Source organism: Streptomyces angustmyceticus (assembly GCF_019933235.1).
In the GTDB taxonomy this organism is placed as follows: domain Bacteria; phylum Actinomycetota; class Actinomycetes; order Streptomycetales; family Streptomycetaceae; genus Streptomyces; species Streptomyces angustmyceticus.
The window spans coordinates 7,367,964-7,383,948 of sequence record NZ_CP082945.1 but is presented as its reverse complement, the minus strand read 5'-3'; the positions used below and the strand labels follow the sequence as shown (position 1 = coordinate 7,383,948).

The following is a 15,985-nucleotide window of genomic DNA, read 5'->3' as shown; positions in this document are numbered from 1 at the left end:
TCATCCTCCGGCCCGGCCGGCGAGCGCGCGCGGTTCGAGGAAGCTGTAGCAGGGCAGCGGTCCCGCCACCCGCAGGACGACGCGGTCGCGGTGCTGCCGGGCGAGCCGCTCCGCCTCCGCGGTGAAGTCGGCACTGTCGCCCCGGTCCACCAGGAACGAGGTGTTGACCTGGCACCCGGACACCTCGGGGCCGGCGGCGACCGCCCGCGCCCGGGGCGTCAGCGCCCGCACGATCTCGCGGCCCGCTTCGGCCGCCCGGCGCGAGAGCGCGGTGGCCACCGCCTCCCCGAGACGCAGATTCGCCTCGTACCCGGGCCGCCGGCGCACCGTCTCGCGCAGGCCGCGGATGGTGGCGTCCCCTTGGACGAGCGCGGCGAGCGAGTCGTCGGCCGGCAGCGCCTTGACGTTGATCTCGACCCGTCCCGCGAGGTCCGCGAGGGCGGCCAGATGACGCTCCTCGGAGTCCGAGAGCTGCCGGCGGACCACCGACTCGTCCGCGGCGACCATCCCGAACCGCATGGGCAGGACGGGACCTGCGCCGGCCAGGGCCAGCAGCAGCTCCTGGTGCGCCAGGAGGTCACGGCGACGGGCGCGCAGCTTCGGCGGCGCCGGGCTCACGACCGCGGCGAGGCGCCCTTCGTCGAGGCGCTCCACCGCCCCCGGGGGATCCCCCACGCCGCCCGGGCCGGAGGGCAACGGGTGGTCGGCCCGGACGATGGCGTAGACGTAGATGCCGTCTTCCGTCACTGGTCACTCCTCCTCTGCACGCCGCCGGCGGGACGCGGCGCCGGACCGGCCGGAACTGCTGCGCCGCCGCCGCTGCGGCTGCGCTTCCTCCTCCTCGGAGTCGTCGTCCGAGTCGTCGCCCCCGCCCACCACCGAGCGGACCGTGTCGCCGATGGAGGAGACGGCCTTCTTGGCCTTGTGCTTGCCGACGCTCTTGGCGGCCTGGCCGCCGAAGAGTTCGGGTACCGTGACGCTTCCCGAATCGTGCTCCAGGTCCAGCCGGTTGCACGCCTCCGCGAAGCGCAGGTACGTATCGACGCTGGCCACCACGATGCGGGCGTCGATCTTGAGGATCTCGATCCCGACCAGGGACACCCGTATGAACACATCGATGACCATCCCCCGGTCCAGGATGAGTTCCATCACGTCGTACAGCGTTCCCGCCCGGGGCGGGCAGGGGATGACCTCGCCGGACAGTCCCGAATAGGTGGACGTGGGCATCTGTGGCACCTCTCAACTGGTCGGCGGGGCGTTCACTGGTCGGCCGCACCTCGGCGGTAGCGGTGGGTGCGGTAGTACTCGAGCAGCTCCCCGTCCTCGTCGAGCTTCACCTCGTAGGTCGCGAGCAGGCTCGTGGTGTCCGGGATGCGTGCCAGTTCCAGCACATCCACCTCGACGCACCAGCCGTCGTCGGTCCGCCGTACCGCGGAAACGCCTTCCACGCGCTGGCTGATCAGGCTCTGCAGCAGCTCGGCGCCCTGGCGGGCCACCGCCCCGGGATCGTTGCCCGTCGTTCTGCCGCGTTTGCGGGCAGCCGTGGACGGCCGGGGCCGCGTTCGGGATTGTTCTGCCATACCCCAAGTCTCATCGGGTTCCTGACCCGTGCATCTTCAGCGGGACCAAATGATGCGGTCCGGCGGCCGGTGGCGGCGCGGTGCGCGGCGGCGTTCGCTGTGCGGATCCGGACGGCGGGAGGGCCGCTCACGGGACCGGCGTGCCACAGCACGATGCCTTCCGGTCCGCGGACGGAACCGGAAGGCATCGGTGACACGTGTCGTACGGACTCAGCTGATCCGCGGCGGAACGAGGACCCGTTCGCGGGCCAGGGAGGTGGAGGTGGTCTCGCCGTAGAGGACGACCTTTCCGCCGGGCCAGCGGGCGATCAGGTCGTCCTGGCGCGTGCCGCCGCCGAAGGCGCCGACGGTGACGAGGCTGCTGTCGCGCCACACGGACTTCGCGGGCCGGAGCCGGCGTTCCGCGCCGAGGCCCTTGGCGGCGGGGTTCTCGTAGACGGTGACCTCGCCGTCGGACCACGCCACGATCAGGTCCTGGTCGCCGGTGGTGCCGCGGAAGTCGCCGGTGGCGACGTCCCGGGCGTGCGGCCAGGTCTTGTTGCGCTTGGTGAGCTGCTTCTCCGCGTGCAGGCCCTTGCCGTCGACGTTGGTGTAGAGGGTCACCTCGCCGTCGGACCAGCGCACCACGAGGTCGTCGCGCCGGGTGTTGCCGCCGCCGAAGCGTCCCGCGGTGAGGTTGTAGGCGTGTGTCCAGGTGTCGTTGGCGGCCTTGAGCTGGATCTCGTCGCTGAGCTTGTTGGTCTCGTCGACGTCCCTGAACAGGCTCAGCCTGCCGTTGTCCCAGCGGACGAGGAGGTCGTCGGTGCTGTTGCCGGTGAACTCGCCCGCGGTGACCTTCGCCTGCTTCCAGGGCGTGTTCTTCTTGGTGAGCTGGATGTCCTTGCCGAAGCCGTACCCGCGGTTGCCGGGGTGGAGCGAGACCTCCCCGTCGGACCAGCGCACGATCAGGTCGCTGGTGCCGTTGCGCACCGAGTCGCTGTGGAACCGGCCGGTGGCCAGGGCCGTGGCGTGCTCCCAGGTGCCGGCGCTGCCGAGGGGGTTGACGGTGTCCGGCGCCGCGTCACCGACCGCCTGGTCGTAGAGGCGGAAGACGTCGTTGTCGAACTGCGAGGAGTAGGAGATGTCGTCGCTGGGCCCGCCGGTCTTGTAGCCGCCGATGGCGCCGACGAGGTTGCCGCGGCGGCCGTCGAAGCCCTCCAGGAAGGGACCGCCGCTGACGCCGGAGCGGTAACCGGCGCAGTTGATCTCCATGAACCGGCCCTGGAAGGCCTTGGTGTCGTTCCTGCACTGCAGCGGCGTCTTCTGGCCACCCGGGTAGCCGATGAGCGTGATGTCACGGCGGGCCAGCTTCGCGGCGGGAACGGACGTGAGGGTGTTGCCGCGGCCGACGGCGTCCTCCAGCAACTGCCCCTGCGTGTTGGGGCCGACGCGCAGGACGGCGAAGTCGACGTCGTCGCTGGGCGACGAGGACAGGTACCGGCTGTCGATCCAGACCTTGCCCTGCTCCATCGGGAAGATGCCGTACGGGGTCTCCCCGCTCTGCCCGGCCTGGGACGCCCCGGCACGGTAGCCGGGCACGAACGCGACGTTGCGGAAGGGCTTGTCGCCCTTCAGGCAGTGCGCCGCGGTGAGGACCAGGCTCTTGGTCGGCGAGGTCACGGCACTGGCGCTGCAGAACTGGTTGGGCGTGGGCGTCCCGTCGTCGTTGCGGATCAGGAACACCCCGACGGTGGCGACTCCGGCGCTCGCCTGGTGGCTGGGCTCGGACAGCGAACGGCTGCCCGACGCGGCGGAGCCCAGCCGCAGGCCCGTGAGCTTCTCACCGTCGCGCACCGCGTCGACGGGGACGGCGGAGCGGATGCGCTCGGGCGTCCAGTAGCGCTCCGCCTCCTGCGCCTTGCGGACCTCGTCCGGCGTCACGCCCGGGGAGCGCTTCGCGGTACCGCCCGGTGCGGGGGTCGCCGGGGCGGGGCCCGGGTCCGGTGCCGGCCGGTCGCCCGTCAGCGGCCGGGAGGAGGTGGGGGAGGTGGCCGTGTGCGGTGCCGCCGGCGACGGATGCGGGGCGGCGGCAACGGGGACGGCGAGGACGATCGAGGCGCAGGCGCCGATGGCGGCGGCGCGCCCCCAGGGTATTCGTTTCATGAGCCTGTCTGTGGAAGAAGTGACATCGGTTCGTACGCCGGCCGACGGCCTCCCGGAGGCGAACGGGCATGCCTTGTACGGGAGTTGGCGCACTGCGGCGTGGTGTGCCGGCGAGTGCGCCGCCGGGCCGGGGAGCGGGAAGAGCTAGCCGCCGACGAGTCGATGGGGGCCGGTCAGTGCCGCGTGACGGGGAGCTTCACCCGAGCGGCAGCGGCCGGGGCGCGGACGGCGAGGTGAGCCTGCCGGACACCGGCCCGAAGGCCGCGATCCGAGTTCAGGAGTGCGTACACGTAACCGACTGCGGGAGCGCGAGGTCACCGGGGTCCTTCCGGGCAGGGCGACGGCGCGACCGCGATCCCCCATGGATGTCATGAACGGCGTAAGAGCTGGAGGAAGGTATCACGAAACCGCAGACAAAAACGGACAGCTCTCGTTTGCGGCGAATCACAGCGAAGTCGCGGAGGGCGGCGGGGACTTCCCCGGCGTCCCGGGCGGCGGCGTGACCGGGCACAAGGCCGTTCGGGTGAGGCGCGCGGAGGGGGCCGGATGGGGGGCCGAAACCGGCCACCACCGTCCCGCACGGCCCCGGGACCCGCCCGCGCGCCCTGCCGAGCGGGCACCGGCCGCGGGCCGCCCTGCCGTGCCGCGGTCTCCCGGCGGGCGCGGGCGCCGGGTGGCTCATAGATTGGCCGGGTGGGGCCGTGAGCGGCAGGAGGATGGGCAGGGAACCCGTGAGGAGACCGGAGCTCGATCATGCGGCGCTGTTCGCCGCGACACCGAGCGCGTGCCTGGTCCTGGACCCGGACCTGGTGATCGTGGACGTCAACCAGGCGTATCTGCAGGCCACCGGGCGGACCCGGGACGATCTGCTCGGGCAGTTCGTCTTCGACGCCTTCCCCGACAACCCCGCCGACCCCGATGCCGAGGGAGTGCAGAACCTGCACCCGTCCCTGAAGCGGGTGCTGGCCACCGGAGAGCCGGACACGATGGCCGTCCAGCGCTACGACATCCCCGTCGCCGACGAGCCGGGCCTGTTCGAGGAACGCTGGTGGTCCACCATCAACACCCCCGTCACCGGGGCGGACGGCACCGTGGCGTGGATCATCCACCGGGTGGAGGACGTGACGGCGTTCGTGCACTCCCGCCGGTCGCGGCAGTTGCCGGGCGGCCGGCTGAGCGAGCGCGAAGAGGCGATGGAGGCCGAGCTGTACGTCCGTGCGCGGGCACTGCAGCACCTGAACGAGGAACTCCGCCGGGCCCACGCCCGCGAACGACAGGTCGCCCTCACCCTCCAGGAGGCCATGCTGCACTCCCCCGACCTGGCCCGGCACGGGAACATCGCGGTGCGCTACCTCCCCGCCATCGGCTCCCTGAACATCTGCGGCGACTGGTACGACGTCGTCGATCTCCCCGGGGAGGCCTTCGCCGTCGCGGTCGGCGATGTCGTCGGCCACGGCCTGGAGGCCGCCGCCGTCATGGGGATGCTCCGCAGTGCCCTGAGCGCCGCCGCCCGTTCGGTCGAGGGCCCCGCCCAGGCGCTGAAGGTGCTGGGCCTGTACGCCCGCTCCGTCGACAAGGCCCTGGCCACCACCGTCGTGCAGGTGCTGATCGACCCCGGCCGCCGCGAGGTCACCTACAGCAGCGCCGGCCACCCGCCCCCCGTCCTGCTGCGCGCCGACGGCACCCACACGCTCCTGGACCGGGCCACCGACCCGCCCCTGGGCGCCCACCTCGAACACGAGCCCCGCCCCGAGGTCGGCCTCCCGTACACGCCCGGCGACACCCTCGTCCTCTACACCGACGGGCTCGTCGAACGCCGCGACGAGGACATCGACGCCAGCCTCGCCCGCCTCACCGACGCACTCTCCCGCTACAGCCGGTTCAGCCCCGAACGCCTCGCGGACGCCCTGCTCAACCGCCTCGGCGTCAGTGCCGGCGCGCGCGACGACATCGCCCTCGTCATCGTCCGCCTGTAGCCCTGCAGCGGTACGGGGCTTCCCCGTCGCGCCGGCGGCGCTCCCGCACCCGCAGGGGCGCCCCCCGCCCCGCGACCGGGCGCTCCCCCGTACCGCAAACGGAGCAGCGGATGCAGCCACGGGACACCTCGCGCAGGATGGGAGTTAGGAAGATCCAGATCCTCGACCCGCTCGGGACGACCGATGACAGAGCATCCAGGACTTCACCGTACGAACGACCGCCGGGCGCTCTCGGGCACCGCCCCGCCCGGCGCCCCGCACCGCAGGTCCCTCGCGACCGCCGTGAGGGCGTCCGCGGCCCTGGTGCTGGCCGTTGCCGCCGTCCTCACCGGCGGCGGCGCGTTCACCGGCATCGCCCGGGCGAGCAGCGCCTCTTCCGGCGCGATCACGACGGCCGCCCGTCCATGGACAGCTCTCCCGACAGCGCCCGCGGACGCCCACCGCACCGTCGCCCGGCAACAGTCCGCGCCGGACCCGGCCACCGTGGTGCAGACGTACTTCCAGGCCGTCAACGACCGTGATTTCGTGAGTGCTTGGGCGCTCGGCGGGAGACAGCACATCGCGGGGACGTCGTACGACGCGTTCGTCGCGACCTTCAACACCGTGTCGAAGTACGACGTCACGATCGAATCGGTGCAGGGCAACAAGGTCACGGTCCGGCTGGACGCCTCGCTGACCAATAGAACCCATCGCCACTACGCCGGCACGTACACCGTCGAGGACGGCGTGATCGTCGCCGCCGACATCCGACCGACGTGACCGGCATCCGCCCGACGTGACCGGCGTGACCGGGCGGAGCCCGTAGAACAGGCGGGCCTGCCGGGGCACGCCCGCTCCACGGGCTCACGCGGTTCAGCCCTCCTGTTCCACCAGCTGCTTCAAGCGCCGCAGGTCGCTCCGCATGCCCCGTTCGATCGCCGCGGCCTGGGCGAATCCCCGGGGCCCGCCGAACGCGTCCTTGACGGCGCCGGGGTCGTACTCGAAGCGGGCCTGGACCCGGGTGTGCTCGCGGTCGATGGGCAGCAGGGAGAAGGTCCCCGCCAGGTCGGGGCCGCTGGTGGTCTGCCACCTCATGACGTTCTCCATGCTGCGGTCGGTGATCTCGATGTCCACGCCCTGGCTACGGCCGCCGGCGTCGAGGTCCAGATGCGTCCGGTGCTCGCCCTCGGAACGGGCCTCGCGCACGCCGTCCAGGAAGCGCGGATAGACCTCCGCCCGGTGCAGGCAGTCCCAGGCCGTATCGATGGGAGCGCCGATGTCGATGTGTTCTTCGAGAGTGCTCATCGGGCACCTCACAGCTCGGTTCACGGCTACACGGTTACTTCTCCAGCTTCCTCCGGGCGGGAGGCGGAAGCGACCCGGCTCCGGCCCGTCCGGGATCGCCCGGTGTCGGCCACGGGAGGCCGGGCCGGGCTGGCCTACGGTGGCGGGGTGACAGCAAGTGCACACACGCGCGCATGCCGTCGTGACCTGTGGGCGGTGGCGGGCGCGGTGGCGTTGTTCGTGCTGGCGGCCGTCGTGGGGCGGGTCGTCAACCGGACGGTCTACGGTTCCGAGGGGATTCTGCGGCTGGGCCTGCCCCCGCTGTACGCGTGGTGGCTGCCGCATGCCGGTCCCGGCACCCCGGCGGCGGTGGCCGTCGCCGCGCTGGTGGTGGTCTACGGGCCGTCGACCGCGCGGCGCCTCGCGTGGCGGGCGCTGGTGCCGGCGGTGTGGGCGGCGGCGATGGCCTGGACGTGGTCGCTCGCGCTCGTCGACGGGTGGGGCCGTGGCGTCGCCGGGCGGCTGACCACCAGCCTGGAGTACCTGCAGTCCGTCGACGACGTGCACGACGTGGGCGCCTTCCTGCGCGGCTTCACCCGGCACATCCTGGTCGGCTCGCCCGCGCTCTGGCCGGCGCATGTGGCCGGTCATCCGCCCGGCGCCCTGCTGACGTTCGTCGGCCTGGACAGGATCGGGCTGGGCGGCGGCGCCTGGGCCGCCGCCTGGTGCCTCACCGTGGGGACCTCCTTCGCCGCGGCCGTCCTGGTCACCGTCCGCACGTGCGGCGGTGAGGAACTGGCCCGCCGGGCCGCCCCGTTCCTGGTGCTGGCCCCCGCGGCGGTGTGGATCGGGGTCAGCGCCGACGGCTACTTCGCCGGGGTGGCCGCCTGGGCCCTCGCCCTGCTGGCCCTGGCCGCGACGCGGCGGACCCGGGTGCCGCGCCTGGCCGCGCTGGGCGCGGGGCTGCTGCTCGGCTGGACCTGGTACCTCTCCTACGGCCTGACGCTCCTCGTCGTCCCCGCGGCCGCGGTGCTGCTGCTCGCGCGCTCGGCCCGCCCGCTGCCGTATGTGCTGCTGGGCGTGCTGGTGTGGGTGGCGGCCTTCACCTCGGCCGGTTTCTGGTGGCTGGACGGCTATACGACCCTCGTCGAGCGCTACTACCAGGGCGCCGCGAAAGTACGCCCGTACGGCTACTTCGTCTGGGCCAACCTGGCGGCCCAGGTGGTGAGCGTGGGCCTGGCCACCGTCGCCGGACTGCGCCGCGCCGCCGGTCCGCTGTGGCGAGCGGTGCGCGGCCTGCGGCGCGAGCCGCCGACCGGACGTGGTGCCCTCGCCGTGCTGGTCGCGGCCGGGGTGTGCATGCTGCTGGTCGCGGACCTGTCCGGGATGAGCAAGGCGGAGACCGAACGGATCTGGCTGCCCTTCGCGGTGTGGACGCTGCCCGCGAGTGCGCTGCTCCCCCGCCGTTTCCACTCCTGGTGGCTGGCCGCGCAGGGGCTCCTCGCGCTGCTGGTCAACCATCTGCTGCTGACCGGCTGGTGACCGACGCGGGTGGACCGCGGCGAACGGCGCCGGGGAAGGCTGCGGCCGGTCCGGCCGGTGCCCGGTGGGCGCATGCCGGGCTCCCGCGCGCCTACTCCTCCGGCTCTTGGGGCGCCGGCGGAGGGGACGGCGGTGAGGGAGCGGGCGGCGGGGAAGGCGCCGGGGGCGGCGGCCCGGCCTGTGGAGGGGCGGCGGGCGCGGCCGGAGCAGACGGCGGAGCGGGCGGCGCGCCCGGGGGCGGCGGAGACGGCGGCGGGAGCCCTTCCGGCCGCCCGCCGGCCGTGCGCCCGTGCCGCCACAGGGCCGCCAGCAGGCAGACCGCCGAGGCCGCGAAGAGCGTGGCGGTGATCAGGAGCCAGCGGCCCAAGAACCCACCGGACGGCAGGGCCGTGTACCGCGTGAACTCCGGGACGCGGCGCAGGATCAGCGGGTACCACACCAGGAGCAGCAGGAGCGCGACGAAGGCGGGCACCCGGAGGTAGTTGATCCCGCCCGCCACCACCGGGCCGGCGCCCTCCCCGTCCCGCCGGCGGTGCCGGACGAGGCGCTGCACCAGGCGGTCGGTGACGGTGTAGAGCGGCAGGAACACCAGGTCGTGCAGGAGGGCCGCGCCGACGAACCAGACGACGATGCCGACGGTGTCCCCCTGGAGCAGGCGCACGCCCGCGTACGCCGTCACGGCGAAGGAGCACACGACCAGGAGGAGGTGCAGCGGCGACGCCCCGTAGCGTGCGCGGAAGCCGGTCACGCGGTGCCCCCGAACGTGAGGCGGGTGACCCATTTGGTGTTGTGCACACCGGGGTTGGCGGGAACGATGACGCGCGCCGGGTACCCGTGGTCCGGGGAGAGATCGGCGCCGTTGACCCGGAGGGCCAGCAGCGATCTGGCGTCGCGTACTTGGTTGTCGCGCAGCTGCGTCGAGCGGAAGGCCCCGGTGCGCTGCACGGACTCGACGAAGACGCCCGGCGGACTGTGCCGCAGCCCGACCAGAGCGGCCAGGTCCGCCAGCCGGACCCCGCTCCAGTGCTGGTCGTCGGTGGACCAGCCCTCGACGCACGCGATGGGCAGGGCGGCGGTGTGCTGGGGCAGGGCGAGGAGCTGGGCACGGGTGCAGCTCCGCTCCCGGCCGTCGCCGCGTAGGACCAGCCGCCAGTCGGGGCCGATGTCACGGGCCCGGATTCCCACGCTCGCCGCGGTCTTGTTGATCTGGAAGCCGTTGGGCCCCTGCCCCGGGTCCTGCCCGCGCGGGGCCAGCAGCGCGGTGCCGCGGAGCGGGCCCCCGATGCTCTGCCCCGCCGTCACGACGAGCAGGCCCAGCGACCCCGCACCGACCAGGCCGAGGGCACCGCGCCGCGAGGTGGTGGCAGGGGCGGGGTGCGGGGTCACCAGCCCGGTGTCGTCGGGCGGTTCGCTCTGTGTACGGGCGGCCGGGGTGCGCAGTTCGGTGCGCGGCCGGCGGCCGCGCAGGGCCCTCGCCATCACGGGGACGCGGAAGGCGACATGGACGACGAAGGCGGCGATGAACACCCAGGCCCCGTAGAAGTGCAGGGTGTAGAACGAGCCGGGGAAGATGTAGTGCAGCTGGATGTTCAGCACGCCGGTGACGAACTCGAACAGCGCCCCGCCCACCAGAAGCAGCAACGAGAGCCGCTCCAGCGCATGGCTCGGCGAACGCAGCGGCGGCCAGGAGAACAGCTTCGGAATGACCGACCACAGCTTCGCCAGCAGTACGGGGATCAGCACCACCCCGAGCGTGACGTGGATGCCCTGGGTGAGGCGGTAGAGCCAATACGGGCTGGTCGGCCAGGAGAACAGGTAGAAGCCCAGCCACCCCTTGCCCGGCGTCTGGTCGTTGCCCGGCGCCAGGTCGGGGTTGTAAGCGGCGTAGGACAGCAGGCCGGTCACGAACAGCACCGGGAGGCCGACGAGCAGGACCAGCCCGAACACCGACGTCAGCCACGGCCCCCGCAGCGGGCTGCGCCAGAACGCGGGGCGCGCCGGACCGGGCGGTGGACCGGCCGGCAGACGGGGTCGACCGCGGGCGGTGCGGTGCGGCCCGTCGTGGTGGTCGCTCGGCTCCATGGCATCCCTCCGTCGCATCCGGGGTCCGGGGTGGCTCGGCCCGGCCGTATGGGGACACGATAGGCAGCAAAACGCCCATACAGTGCGAAACCTGACCCTTTGTCGGACGCGGGCCGCCCACCTGCCGGAGCATCCGCCTGCCCGGGTACCGGCCCGCCGGAGCGCGCCCTACTCCCCCTCCGGCCGCCCGCCGCCCGCCGGCTCCGCCCCCGCATCCGTCCCGTACTCCCCGCGGGCGGTGTCGTCCCGCCGGTAGCCGAGCCGGTCGACCACCTCCACCACCCCGTCGACGCTTTCGCACAGCCGCACGGCGATGGGGACCAGGCTCTTGTGGTCCAGGGTGCCGGTGAGCGTCACGGTGCCGTCGGCGACCTCGACCGTGACCGCGGACGGGGACACCCCGAGCGTCCGCGTCAGCACCTCCTCCAGCACCTCCTCCTGAATGGCCCGGTCCCGGCGCAGGAACAGCTGCACGAGGTCACTGCGGCTGATCACGCCGATCAGCCGGCCGGCGTCGTCGACCACGGGCAGCCGCTTGACCTTCCGCTTCTCCATCGTCTTGGCGGCCTCGACGACGCTCCACCCGGGCCGCGCCACCACGGCGGGGCTCGTCATGATCGCTTCGGCGGTGGTCGCCCCGAGCTTCGCGATCTGCCGCCGCAGCAGATCGGCCTCGGACACCACCCCCACCGGCCGCTCGTCCTCGTCGAGGACGGGGACCGCGGTGATGTCGTACTCGTCGAGCAGACGCGCGATCTCCTTGAACGGGGTGCCCCGTTGGACGACGACGGCTTGGGGCGTCATCAGGTCGGCGACGCTGCGGTGCCTCATGGTGGGCCAGTCCCTCCGGATCGTGCTCGGGCCGGATCCGATCGGCCTCGCGGGCGGGGAATCCGGTACGGACAAGCCTGCCTCCTTCCGGTGATACGTGCGCAGAGCGGTACGGGTCCGGCGCGCCGTGGCACGCGCCCGGCCGCACGGCCGCCGTCACTCGTGCGCGACCACGGCGATCGGGCAGGTCACATGGTGGAGGGCGGCGTGCGCCACCGGGCCGAGGCGGGGCGCGAGCGGGGGACGGTGCAGCCGGCGGCCCACCACCAGCAGTTCGGCCCCGAAGACCGCCTGGACCAGCACCCGGGACGGGCTCTCCGGAAGTACGGTCCGCCGCACCGGCACCTCGGGCAGCCGTTCGCACCACGGGCCCAGGGCGTCCCGCAGCTCGACGTCGGCCTCCTTGGTGAGTTCCGTCACGGCGTCGGGATCCAGGCCCCACGGGGTGTAGGCGTGCACGGGGAGCGGACGCCCGTGGACGGCCTGGAGGGGGAGGCCCCGGAGCGCCGCGGCCGCGAAGGCGAAGTCGAGCGTCCGGTCGCACGGCCCGTTGAGGCTCAGGCCGACCACGACCCGTGCCTCGGGGGCGGGCGGCCGGCCGCCCGGAGGTTCGTGACGCGGCGCCTTCGCGGGCCCCTCCTCCCGGACCAGGACGACCGGCCCCTTGGCCCGGCCCACGACGTTCAGGCTCACGTCGCCGAGCACATAGCTCTCCCACGGCCCGAGCGCCCGCGATCCCAGCACGATCATCTGCGACTCGCCCGCCGCCCCCAGCAGCGCCCCCTCGGCCTCCGCCCCGACCAGGTCCTCGATGATCCGCAGCCGCGGATGGCGCTCCCGGATCTCTTCCCGGGCCCGGCGCACCACCTCCCGGGCCCCGGCGTTCCGGTCCCGGTCAGGGGGCGTTTCCGGCGCCTGAGCGGCCAGCAGGATCCATGCGTGGAGAAGACGCAGCGCCGACTGCCGCCGGTCGGCCTCGTCGGCGGCCCAGCGCGCGGCCGCCAGGCTCGCCGGTGAGCCGTCGAGTCCGACGGTGATGACCTCCGGCTCCATGGCCGTCCTCCTTTCGGGGCCGGACAAGCGGACCGGGCCGGCCGTCGCCACGACTGCTCTCGCCGCCGGGCCGGAACCTCCATCGTGACCCCGATCACATGAGCCTGCCAGGCCGTACGGGCCCGGCGGGCCGCGGTGCCGGGGCCTGCCGGGCCGAGCGGTGACCGCGGTGGCCGGCGGGGGCTCCGCCGGGCCGTGGGCGCGTCAGTGGCGCATATCTCATGCCGCAGCAGCGAATTTCCGGCCTCCGACGGGGATTTTCGGCCGCCGGAAAGGGCGGAGCAACGGCAGCGCAGGGCTGCTGGCGCCGTGCTACTGTCGATCTCAGTTGCAGTTGTGGTTCCCAAACACTTCACGCCACCTCGCCGGCTTTCCAGGCCGGTCGGAGTGCTTTTGTATTTCCGGAATTTCCGGAGGGGCAATCATCGCGGCGACGCGGGGTCCGCACAGTGCGGCCCCCGGCACTGCCCCGAAGGAGAAATAACATGGCTACCGGCACCGTGAAGTGGTTCAACTCGGAAAAGGGATTCGGCTTCATCGAGCAGGACGGTGGCGGCGCTGACGTCTTCGCCCACTACTCGAACATCGCCACCCAGGGTTTCCGTGAGCTGCAGGAGGGCCAGAAGGTGACCTTCGACGTCACGCAGGGCCAGAAGGGCCCGCAGGCCGAGAACATCCTCCCCGCCTGACACTGACGCGTAACACCGCTGCTGGGGCCCGCACCGTGGGTGCGGGCCCCAGCAGCGCTGCCCTTTACGGAATGCGCTGTGCGCGCCCCTGCGGCCGCACGAGCGACAAGGGTGGCCTGTTCGGTGCCGGCCGCAGCGCGCTGCGGCAGAACGGCATTCCGTCCCGCACTCCACCACCGTGCTCGCCGTTGCGTGCGGTGGCACATTTCCACGCGTCGGCGGTCGATTCCGTCCCGCCTCGTTCCATCTGCTTTCGCCGGTCCGTTCTGCGATTCTTTTGTGTGTGGCTCACGGCTGCCGGGAATTCTTCGACGTACCGCATCGAGGAAGGTTCTTCATGAACCGCACAGCTCGCCCGAACGACCGCACTTCCCGTAACCGTTCCGCCGGCTCCGGCCGCGGCGGCTCCCGCTCGCAGGCGTCGAACCGCTCCGGCGGCAAGCGGCGCCGTCCCGCCGCCCGGCCGGCGGAGTTCGCGCTGCCCGTCACCCACACCCCGGCCCTTCCCCCGGCGGAGAGCTTCGCCGAACTGGACATGCCGCCCGCGCTGTTGGCGTCGCTGACCGCGGAAGGGGTGACCGCCCCCTTCCCGATCCAGGCCGCCACCCTGCCGAACTCGCTGGCCGGGCGCGATGTGCTGGGCCGGGGCCGCACCGGCTCGGGCAAGACGCTCGCCTTCGGTCTGGCCCTGCTGGCCCGTACCGCCGGTCAGCGCGCCGAGCCCGGCCGGCCGCTGGCCCTGGTGCTGGTGCCCACCCGCGAGCTGGCCCAGCAGGTCACCGACGCGCTCACGCCGCACGCCCGGTCGCTGTCGCTGCGCATGGCCACCGTCGTCGGCGGGATGTCGATCGGCCGGCAGGCGAGCGCGCTGCGCGCCGGCGCCGAAGTGGTCGTCGCGACACCCGGACGGCTCAAGGACCTCATCGGCCGGGGCGACTGCCACCTGAACCAGGTCGCGATCACCGTGCTGGACGAGGCCGACCAGATGGCCGACATGGGGTTCATGCCCCAGGTCACCGCCCTGCTCGACCAGGTCCGCCCCGAGGGGCAGCGGATGCTCTTCTCGGCCACCCTGGACCGCAATGTCGACCTGCTGGTCCGGCGCTACCTGACCGACCCCGTGGTCCACTCCGTCGACCCCTCGGCGGGCGCCGTCACCACGATGGAGCACCACCTGCTGCACGTCCGTGACGCCGACAAGCACGCCACCACCACGGAGATCGCCGCCCGCGAAGGCCGGTCGATCATGTTCCTGGACACCAAGCGCGCCGTGGACAAGCTCACCAAGCACCTGCTGAACAGCGGTGTGCGCGCCGCCGCGCTGCACGGCGGCAAGTCCCAGCCGCAGCGCACCCGCACCCTGGCCCAGTTCAAGACCGGCCAGGTCACGGTCCTGGTGGCCACCAATGTGGCGGCCCGCGGCATCCACGTCGACAACCTCGACCTCGTCGTCAACGTCGACCCGCCCACGGACCACAAGGACTATCTGCACCGCGGCGGACGCACCGCCCGCGCGGGCGAGTCCGGCAGCGTCGTCACCCTCGTACTGCCCAGCCAGCGCCGCGAGATGGACCGTCTGATGGCCGACGCGGGCATCACCCCGCAGTCCACCCAGGTCCGCTCCGGGGAGGCCGAACTGAGCCGCATCACCGGCGCGCAGGCCCCCTCCGGGATCCCCGTCACCATCGCCGCACCGGCCGTCGAACGCCCCAAGCGCAGCGGCTCCTCCACCCGCGGCCGCCGCAGCCGCTCCGCCCAGGCCAGGCGGTCCGGCGGATCGCCCCGTGCCACGACGGGGAAGCCGCCCCGGCAGCGGCCTGCCGGTCAGGCGTAGGGGTCATCCAGCTCCACCCGCTCGTATCCGGCTTCCCTTCGACCCTGTAGAGGCACTATGCGCGTCGTCATCGCCCGTTTCCCCTTCGACTTGATCAAGACCGAGGTGCAGGATGCGATGAAGGGCATCAAGCCCGAACCCATCACGGGCGAATCCGTGCTGATCGGCAGTCGTCACTATCCCGTCAAGCAGGTCGGGGAGGTCATCACCCGGCAGGACCGCAGGGACTTCACCGCCGGCGAGGTCAGCCGGGCACTGACCCGTCTCGGCTTCACCTGCCGAGCCGCCACTCCGCCCGCCCGCACCCCGCTCGAAGAGGCATCGGACCTCCTCCACGGGCCGGCGGTCCCGGACGGGAATCCGGAAGCCTGACCCCGTCCCCGACCGGACTGCCGTCGCGCCGACGACCCGGCCGGAAGACGCACGTGGCTGATCTGCCGTCACCGCGTCCGGCGTCCGGCATCTGCGCCGGCGGTCAGCGGTCCGAGTAGCGGAAGTCGCCCACCGTCCAGGCACTCACGTCCTTGATCGCGACGCGGTACATCCCGCCGGTCTCGGGCAGGCCGATGGTTCCCTGCAGGATCATGGCCACGTGGAAGTGCAGATGCGTGGGCGGCCCGCTCCCCAGGGGCGAGCGGGCGCGGGGGCCGGCCGAGGAGAAGAGCGCGGAGAACGGTCCCAGCCGTTCCGACCCTTCCAGGACCTCGGCCACGCGCTGCCGCCATACGGCCTCGGGCGCCAACCGCCCGGTGAGGACGGCGCCTTGGACGACAACAGTGAGAGACATCTGAGTGCTCTGCTCCGACTCCACCATGGCGGCGATGTCGACAAGCAGCTCGTCGGGCTTCGACATGGGAGCAGACTCTACTGCCGCGACCGGCTTTCGGCAGCACACCTGGGGCCGGGCTGTCGCCCCGCACGGCCCTCCTGACACTCGTACGGCTCTCGCGGGGCGGCGCCGTACGGTCCGCGCGGCCGGCCGTACGGCACTCG

General features: G+C 72.9%; 16 protein-coding genes. 6 read left to right on the top strand and 10 right to left on the bottom strand.

Annotated features, from left to right (window positions below; translation table 11 throughout):
- From K7396_RS32985 to K7396_RS32970, 4 genes are all read right to left on the bottom strand, one after another.
- Entirely contained in the window at window positions 1-747 is a 747-nt protein-coding gene (locus tag K7396_RS32985; RefSeq protein WP_086721135.1) for a GvpL/GvpF family gas vesicle protein, read from the bottom strand.
- Between the two features lie 3 nt (window positions 748-750).
- The gene (locus K7396_RS32980; protein ID WP_086721136.1) at window positions 751-1,227 is read right to left on the bottom strand and encodes a gas vesicle structural protein GvpA; all 477 of its coding nucleotides are present in this window, start codon (window positions 1,225-1,227) and stop codon (window positions 751-753) included.
- Between the two features lie 32 nt (window positions 1,228-1,259).
- Window positions 1,260-1,580: a gas vesicle protein GvpO gene (locus K7396_RS32975; RefSeq protein WP_086721137.1), complete on the bottom strand. Its 321-nt coding sequence runs from the start codon at window positions 1,578-1,580 to the stop codon at window positions 1,260-1,262.
- 210 nt (window positions 1,581-1,790) lie between these two features.
- The gene (locus K7396_RS32970) at window positions 1,791-3,722 is read right to left on the bottom strand and encodes a trypsin-like serine peptidase (protein WP_086721138.1); all 1,932 of its coding nucleotides are present in this window, start codon (window positions 3,720-3,722) and stop codon (window positions 1,791-1,793) included.
- 716 nt (window positions 3,723-4,438) lie between these two features.
- Here K7396_RS32970 and K7396_RS32965 point away from each other — a divergent pair.
- Window positions 4,439-5,698, top strand: coding sequence for a PP2C family protein-serine/threonine phosphatase (locus tag K7396_RS32965; RefSeq protein ID WP_086721139.1), 1,260 nt, complete (start codon window positions 4,439-4,441; stop codon window positions 5,696-5,698).
- A gap of 183 nt (window positions 5,699-5,881) precedes the next feature.
- Window positions 5,882-6,457: a hypothetical protein gene (locus tag K7396_RS32960; RefSeq protein ID WP_143589245.1), complete on the top strand. Its 576-nt coding sequence runs from the start codon at window positions 5,882-5,884 to the stop codon at window positions 6,455-6,457.
- Between the two features lie 93 nt (window positions 6,458-6,550).
- Here K7396_RS32960 and K7396_RS32955 read toward each other — a convergent pair whose 3' ends face one another.
- A complete protein-coding gene (locus K7396_RS32955) occupies window positions 6,551-6,982 on the bottom strand; it encodes an SRPBCC family protein (protein WP_086721141.1) in 432 nt (143 codons plus the stop codon).
- 147 nt (window positions 6,983-7,129) lie between these two features.
- On the opposite strand from K7396_RS32955, the gene K7396_RS32950 reads away from it, so the two are divergent.
- Window positions 7,130-8,503, top strand: coding sequence for a hypothetical protein (locus K7396_RS32950; protein WP_223660281.1), 1,374 nt, complete (start codon window positions 7,130-7,132; stop codon window positions 8,501-8,503).
- A gap of 91 nt (window positions 8,504-8,594) precedes the next feature.
- Here K7396_RS32950 and K7396_RS32945 read toward each other — a convergent pair whose 3' ends face one another.
- The 4 genes from K7396_RS32945 to K7396_RS32930 all read right to left on the bottom strand — a co-directional run bounded on the left by K7396_RS32945 (window position 8,595) and on the right by K7396_RS32930 (window position 12,469).
- Complete coding sequence (locus K7396_RS32945; RefSeq protein ID WP_308686898.1) at window positions 8,595-9,251, bottom strand: hypothetical protein; 657 nt, start codon at window positions 9,249-9,251, stop codon at window positions 8,595-8,597.
- Entirely contained in the window at window positions 9,248-10,585 is a 1,338-nt protein-coding gene (locus K7396_RS32940) for a molybdopterin-dependent oxidoreductase (protein WP_174886891.1), read from the bottom strand. The genes K7396_RS32945 and K7396_RS32940 overlap by 4 nt, the downstream gene beginning before the upstream one ends.
- 168 nt (window positions 10,586-10,753) lie before the next feature.
- A complete protein-coding gene (locus tag K7396_RS32935) occupies window positions 10,754-11,416 on the bottom strand; it encodes a CBS domain-containing protein (RefSeq protein WP_152104489.1) in 663 nt (220 codons plus the stop codon).
- A gap of 156 nt (window positions 11,417-11,572) precedes the next feature.
- Entirely contained in the window at window positions 11,573-12,469 is an 897-nt protein-coding gene (locus tag K7396_RS32930) for a universal stress protein (RefSeq protein WP_152104490.1), read from the bottom strand.
- Between the two features lie 485 nt (window positions 12,470-12,954).
- Here K7396_RS32930 and K7396_RS32925 point away from each other — a divergent pair, with 485 nt between their 5' ends.
- The 3 genes from K7396_RS32925 (at window position 12,955) to K7396_RS32915 (ending at window position 15,364) form a co-directional block, all read left to right on the top strand.
- Window positions 12,955-13,158: a cold-shock protein gene (locus K7396_RS32925; protein ID WP_042152846.1), complete on the top strand. Its 204-nt coding sequence runs from the start codon at window positions 12,955-12,957 to the stop codon at window positions 13,156-13,158.
- 337 nt (window positions 13,159-13,495) lie between these two features.
- Window positions 13,496-14,992 (top strand): DEAD/DEAH box helicase, encoded by a 1,497-nt coding sequence (locus K7396_RS32920; protein WP_086715891.1) that lies wholly within the window; start codon window positions 13,496-13,498, stop codon window positions 14,990-14,992.
- A 57-nt stretch (window positions 14,993-15,049) separates the two neighbouring features.
- Entirely contained in the window at window positions 15,050-15,364 is a 315-nt protein-coding gene (locus tag K7396_RS32915) for an SCO5918 family protein (protein ID WP_086715894.1), read from the top strand.
- Window positions 15,365-15,467: 103 nt separating this feature from the next.
- Here the strand turns inward: K7396_RS32915 and K7396_RS32910 are convergent, their stop codons facing one another.
- Window positions 15,468-15,845: a hypothetical protein gene (locus K7396_RS32910; RefSeq protein WP_086715896.1), complete on the bottom strand. Its 378-nt coding sequence runs from the start codon at window positions 15,843-15,845 to the stop codon at window positions 15,468-15,470.
- Window positions 15,846-15,985 lie beyond the last annotated feature (140 nt).

Bases quoted from the DNA above. Each gene is read 5' to 3' on its own strand.
- K7396_RS32965 (WP_086721139.1), top strand. From the start codon at position 4,439: ATGGGCAGGGAACCCGTGAGGAGACCGGAGCTCGATCATGCGGCGCTG.
- K7396_RS32920 (WP_086715891.1), top strand. From the start codon at position 13,496: ATGAACCGCACAGCTCGCCCGAACGACCGCACTTCCCGTAACCGTTCC.
- K7396_RS32970 (WP_086721138.1), bottom strand. From the start codon at position 3,722: ATGAAACGAATACCCTGGGGGCGCGCCGCCGCCATCGGCGCCTGCGCC.
- K7396_RS32915 (WP_086715894.1), top strand. From the start codon at position 15,050: ATGCGCGTCGTCATCGCCCGTTTCCCCTTCGACTTGATCAAGACCGAG.
- K7396_RS32930 (WP_152104490.1), bottom strand. From the start codon at position 12,469: ATGGAGCCGGAGGTCATCACCGTCGGACTCGACGGCTCACCGGCGAGC.
- K7396_RS32925 (WP_042152846.1), top strand. From the start codon at position 12,955: ATGGCTACCGGCACCGTGAAGTGGTTCAACTCGGAAAAGGGATTCGGC.
- K7396_RS32960 (WP_143589245.1), top strand. From the start codon at position 5,882: ATGACAGAGCATCCAGGACTTCACCGTACGAACGACCGCCGGGCGCTC.
- K7396_RS32940 (WP_174886891.1), bottom strand. From the start codon at position 10,585: ATGGAGCCGAGCGACCACCACGACGGGCCGCACCGCACCGCCCGCGGT.
- K7396_RS32955 (WP_086721141.1), bottom strand. From the start codon at position 6,982: ATGAGCACTCTCGAAGAACACATCGACATCGGCGCTCCCATCGATACG.
- K7396_RS32980 (WP_086721136.1), bottom strand. From the start codon at position 1,227: ATGCCCACGTCCACCTATTCGGGACTGTCCGGCGAGGTCATCCCCTGC.
- K7396_RS32935 (WP_152104489.1), bottom strand. From the start codon at position 11,416: ATGAGGCACCGCAGCGTCGCCGACCTGATGACGCCCCAAGCCGTCGTC.
- K7396_RS32975 (WP_086721137.1), bottom strand. From the start codon at position 1,580: ATGGCAGAACAATCCCGAACGCGGCCCCGGCCGTCCACGGCTGCCCGC.
- K7396_RS32910 (WP_086715896.1), bottom strand. From the start codon at position 15,845: ATGTCGAAGCCCGACGAGCTGCTTGTCGACATCGCCGCCATGGTGGAG.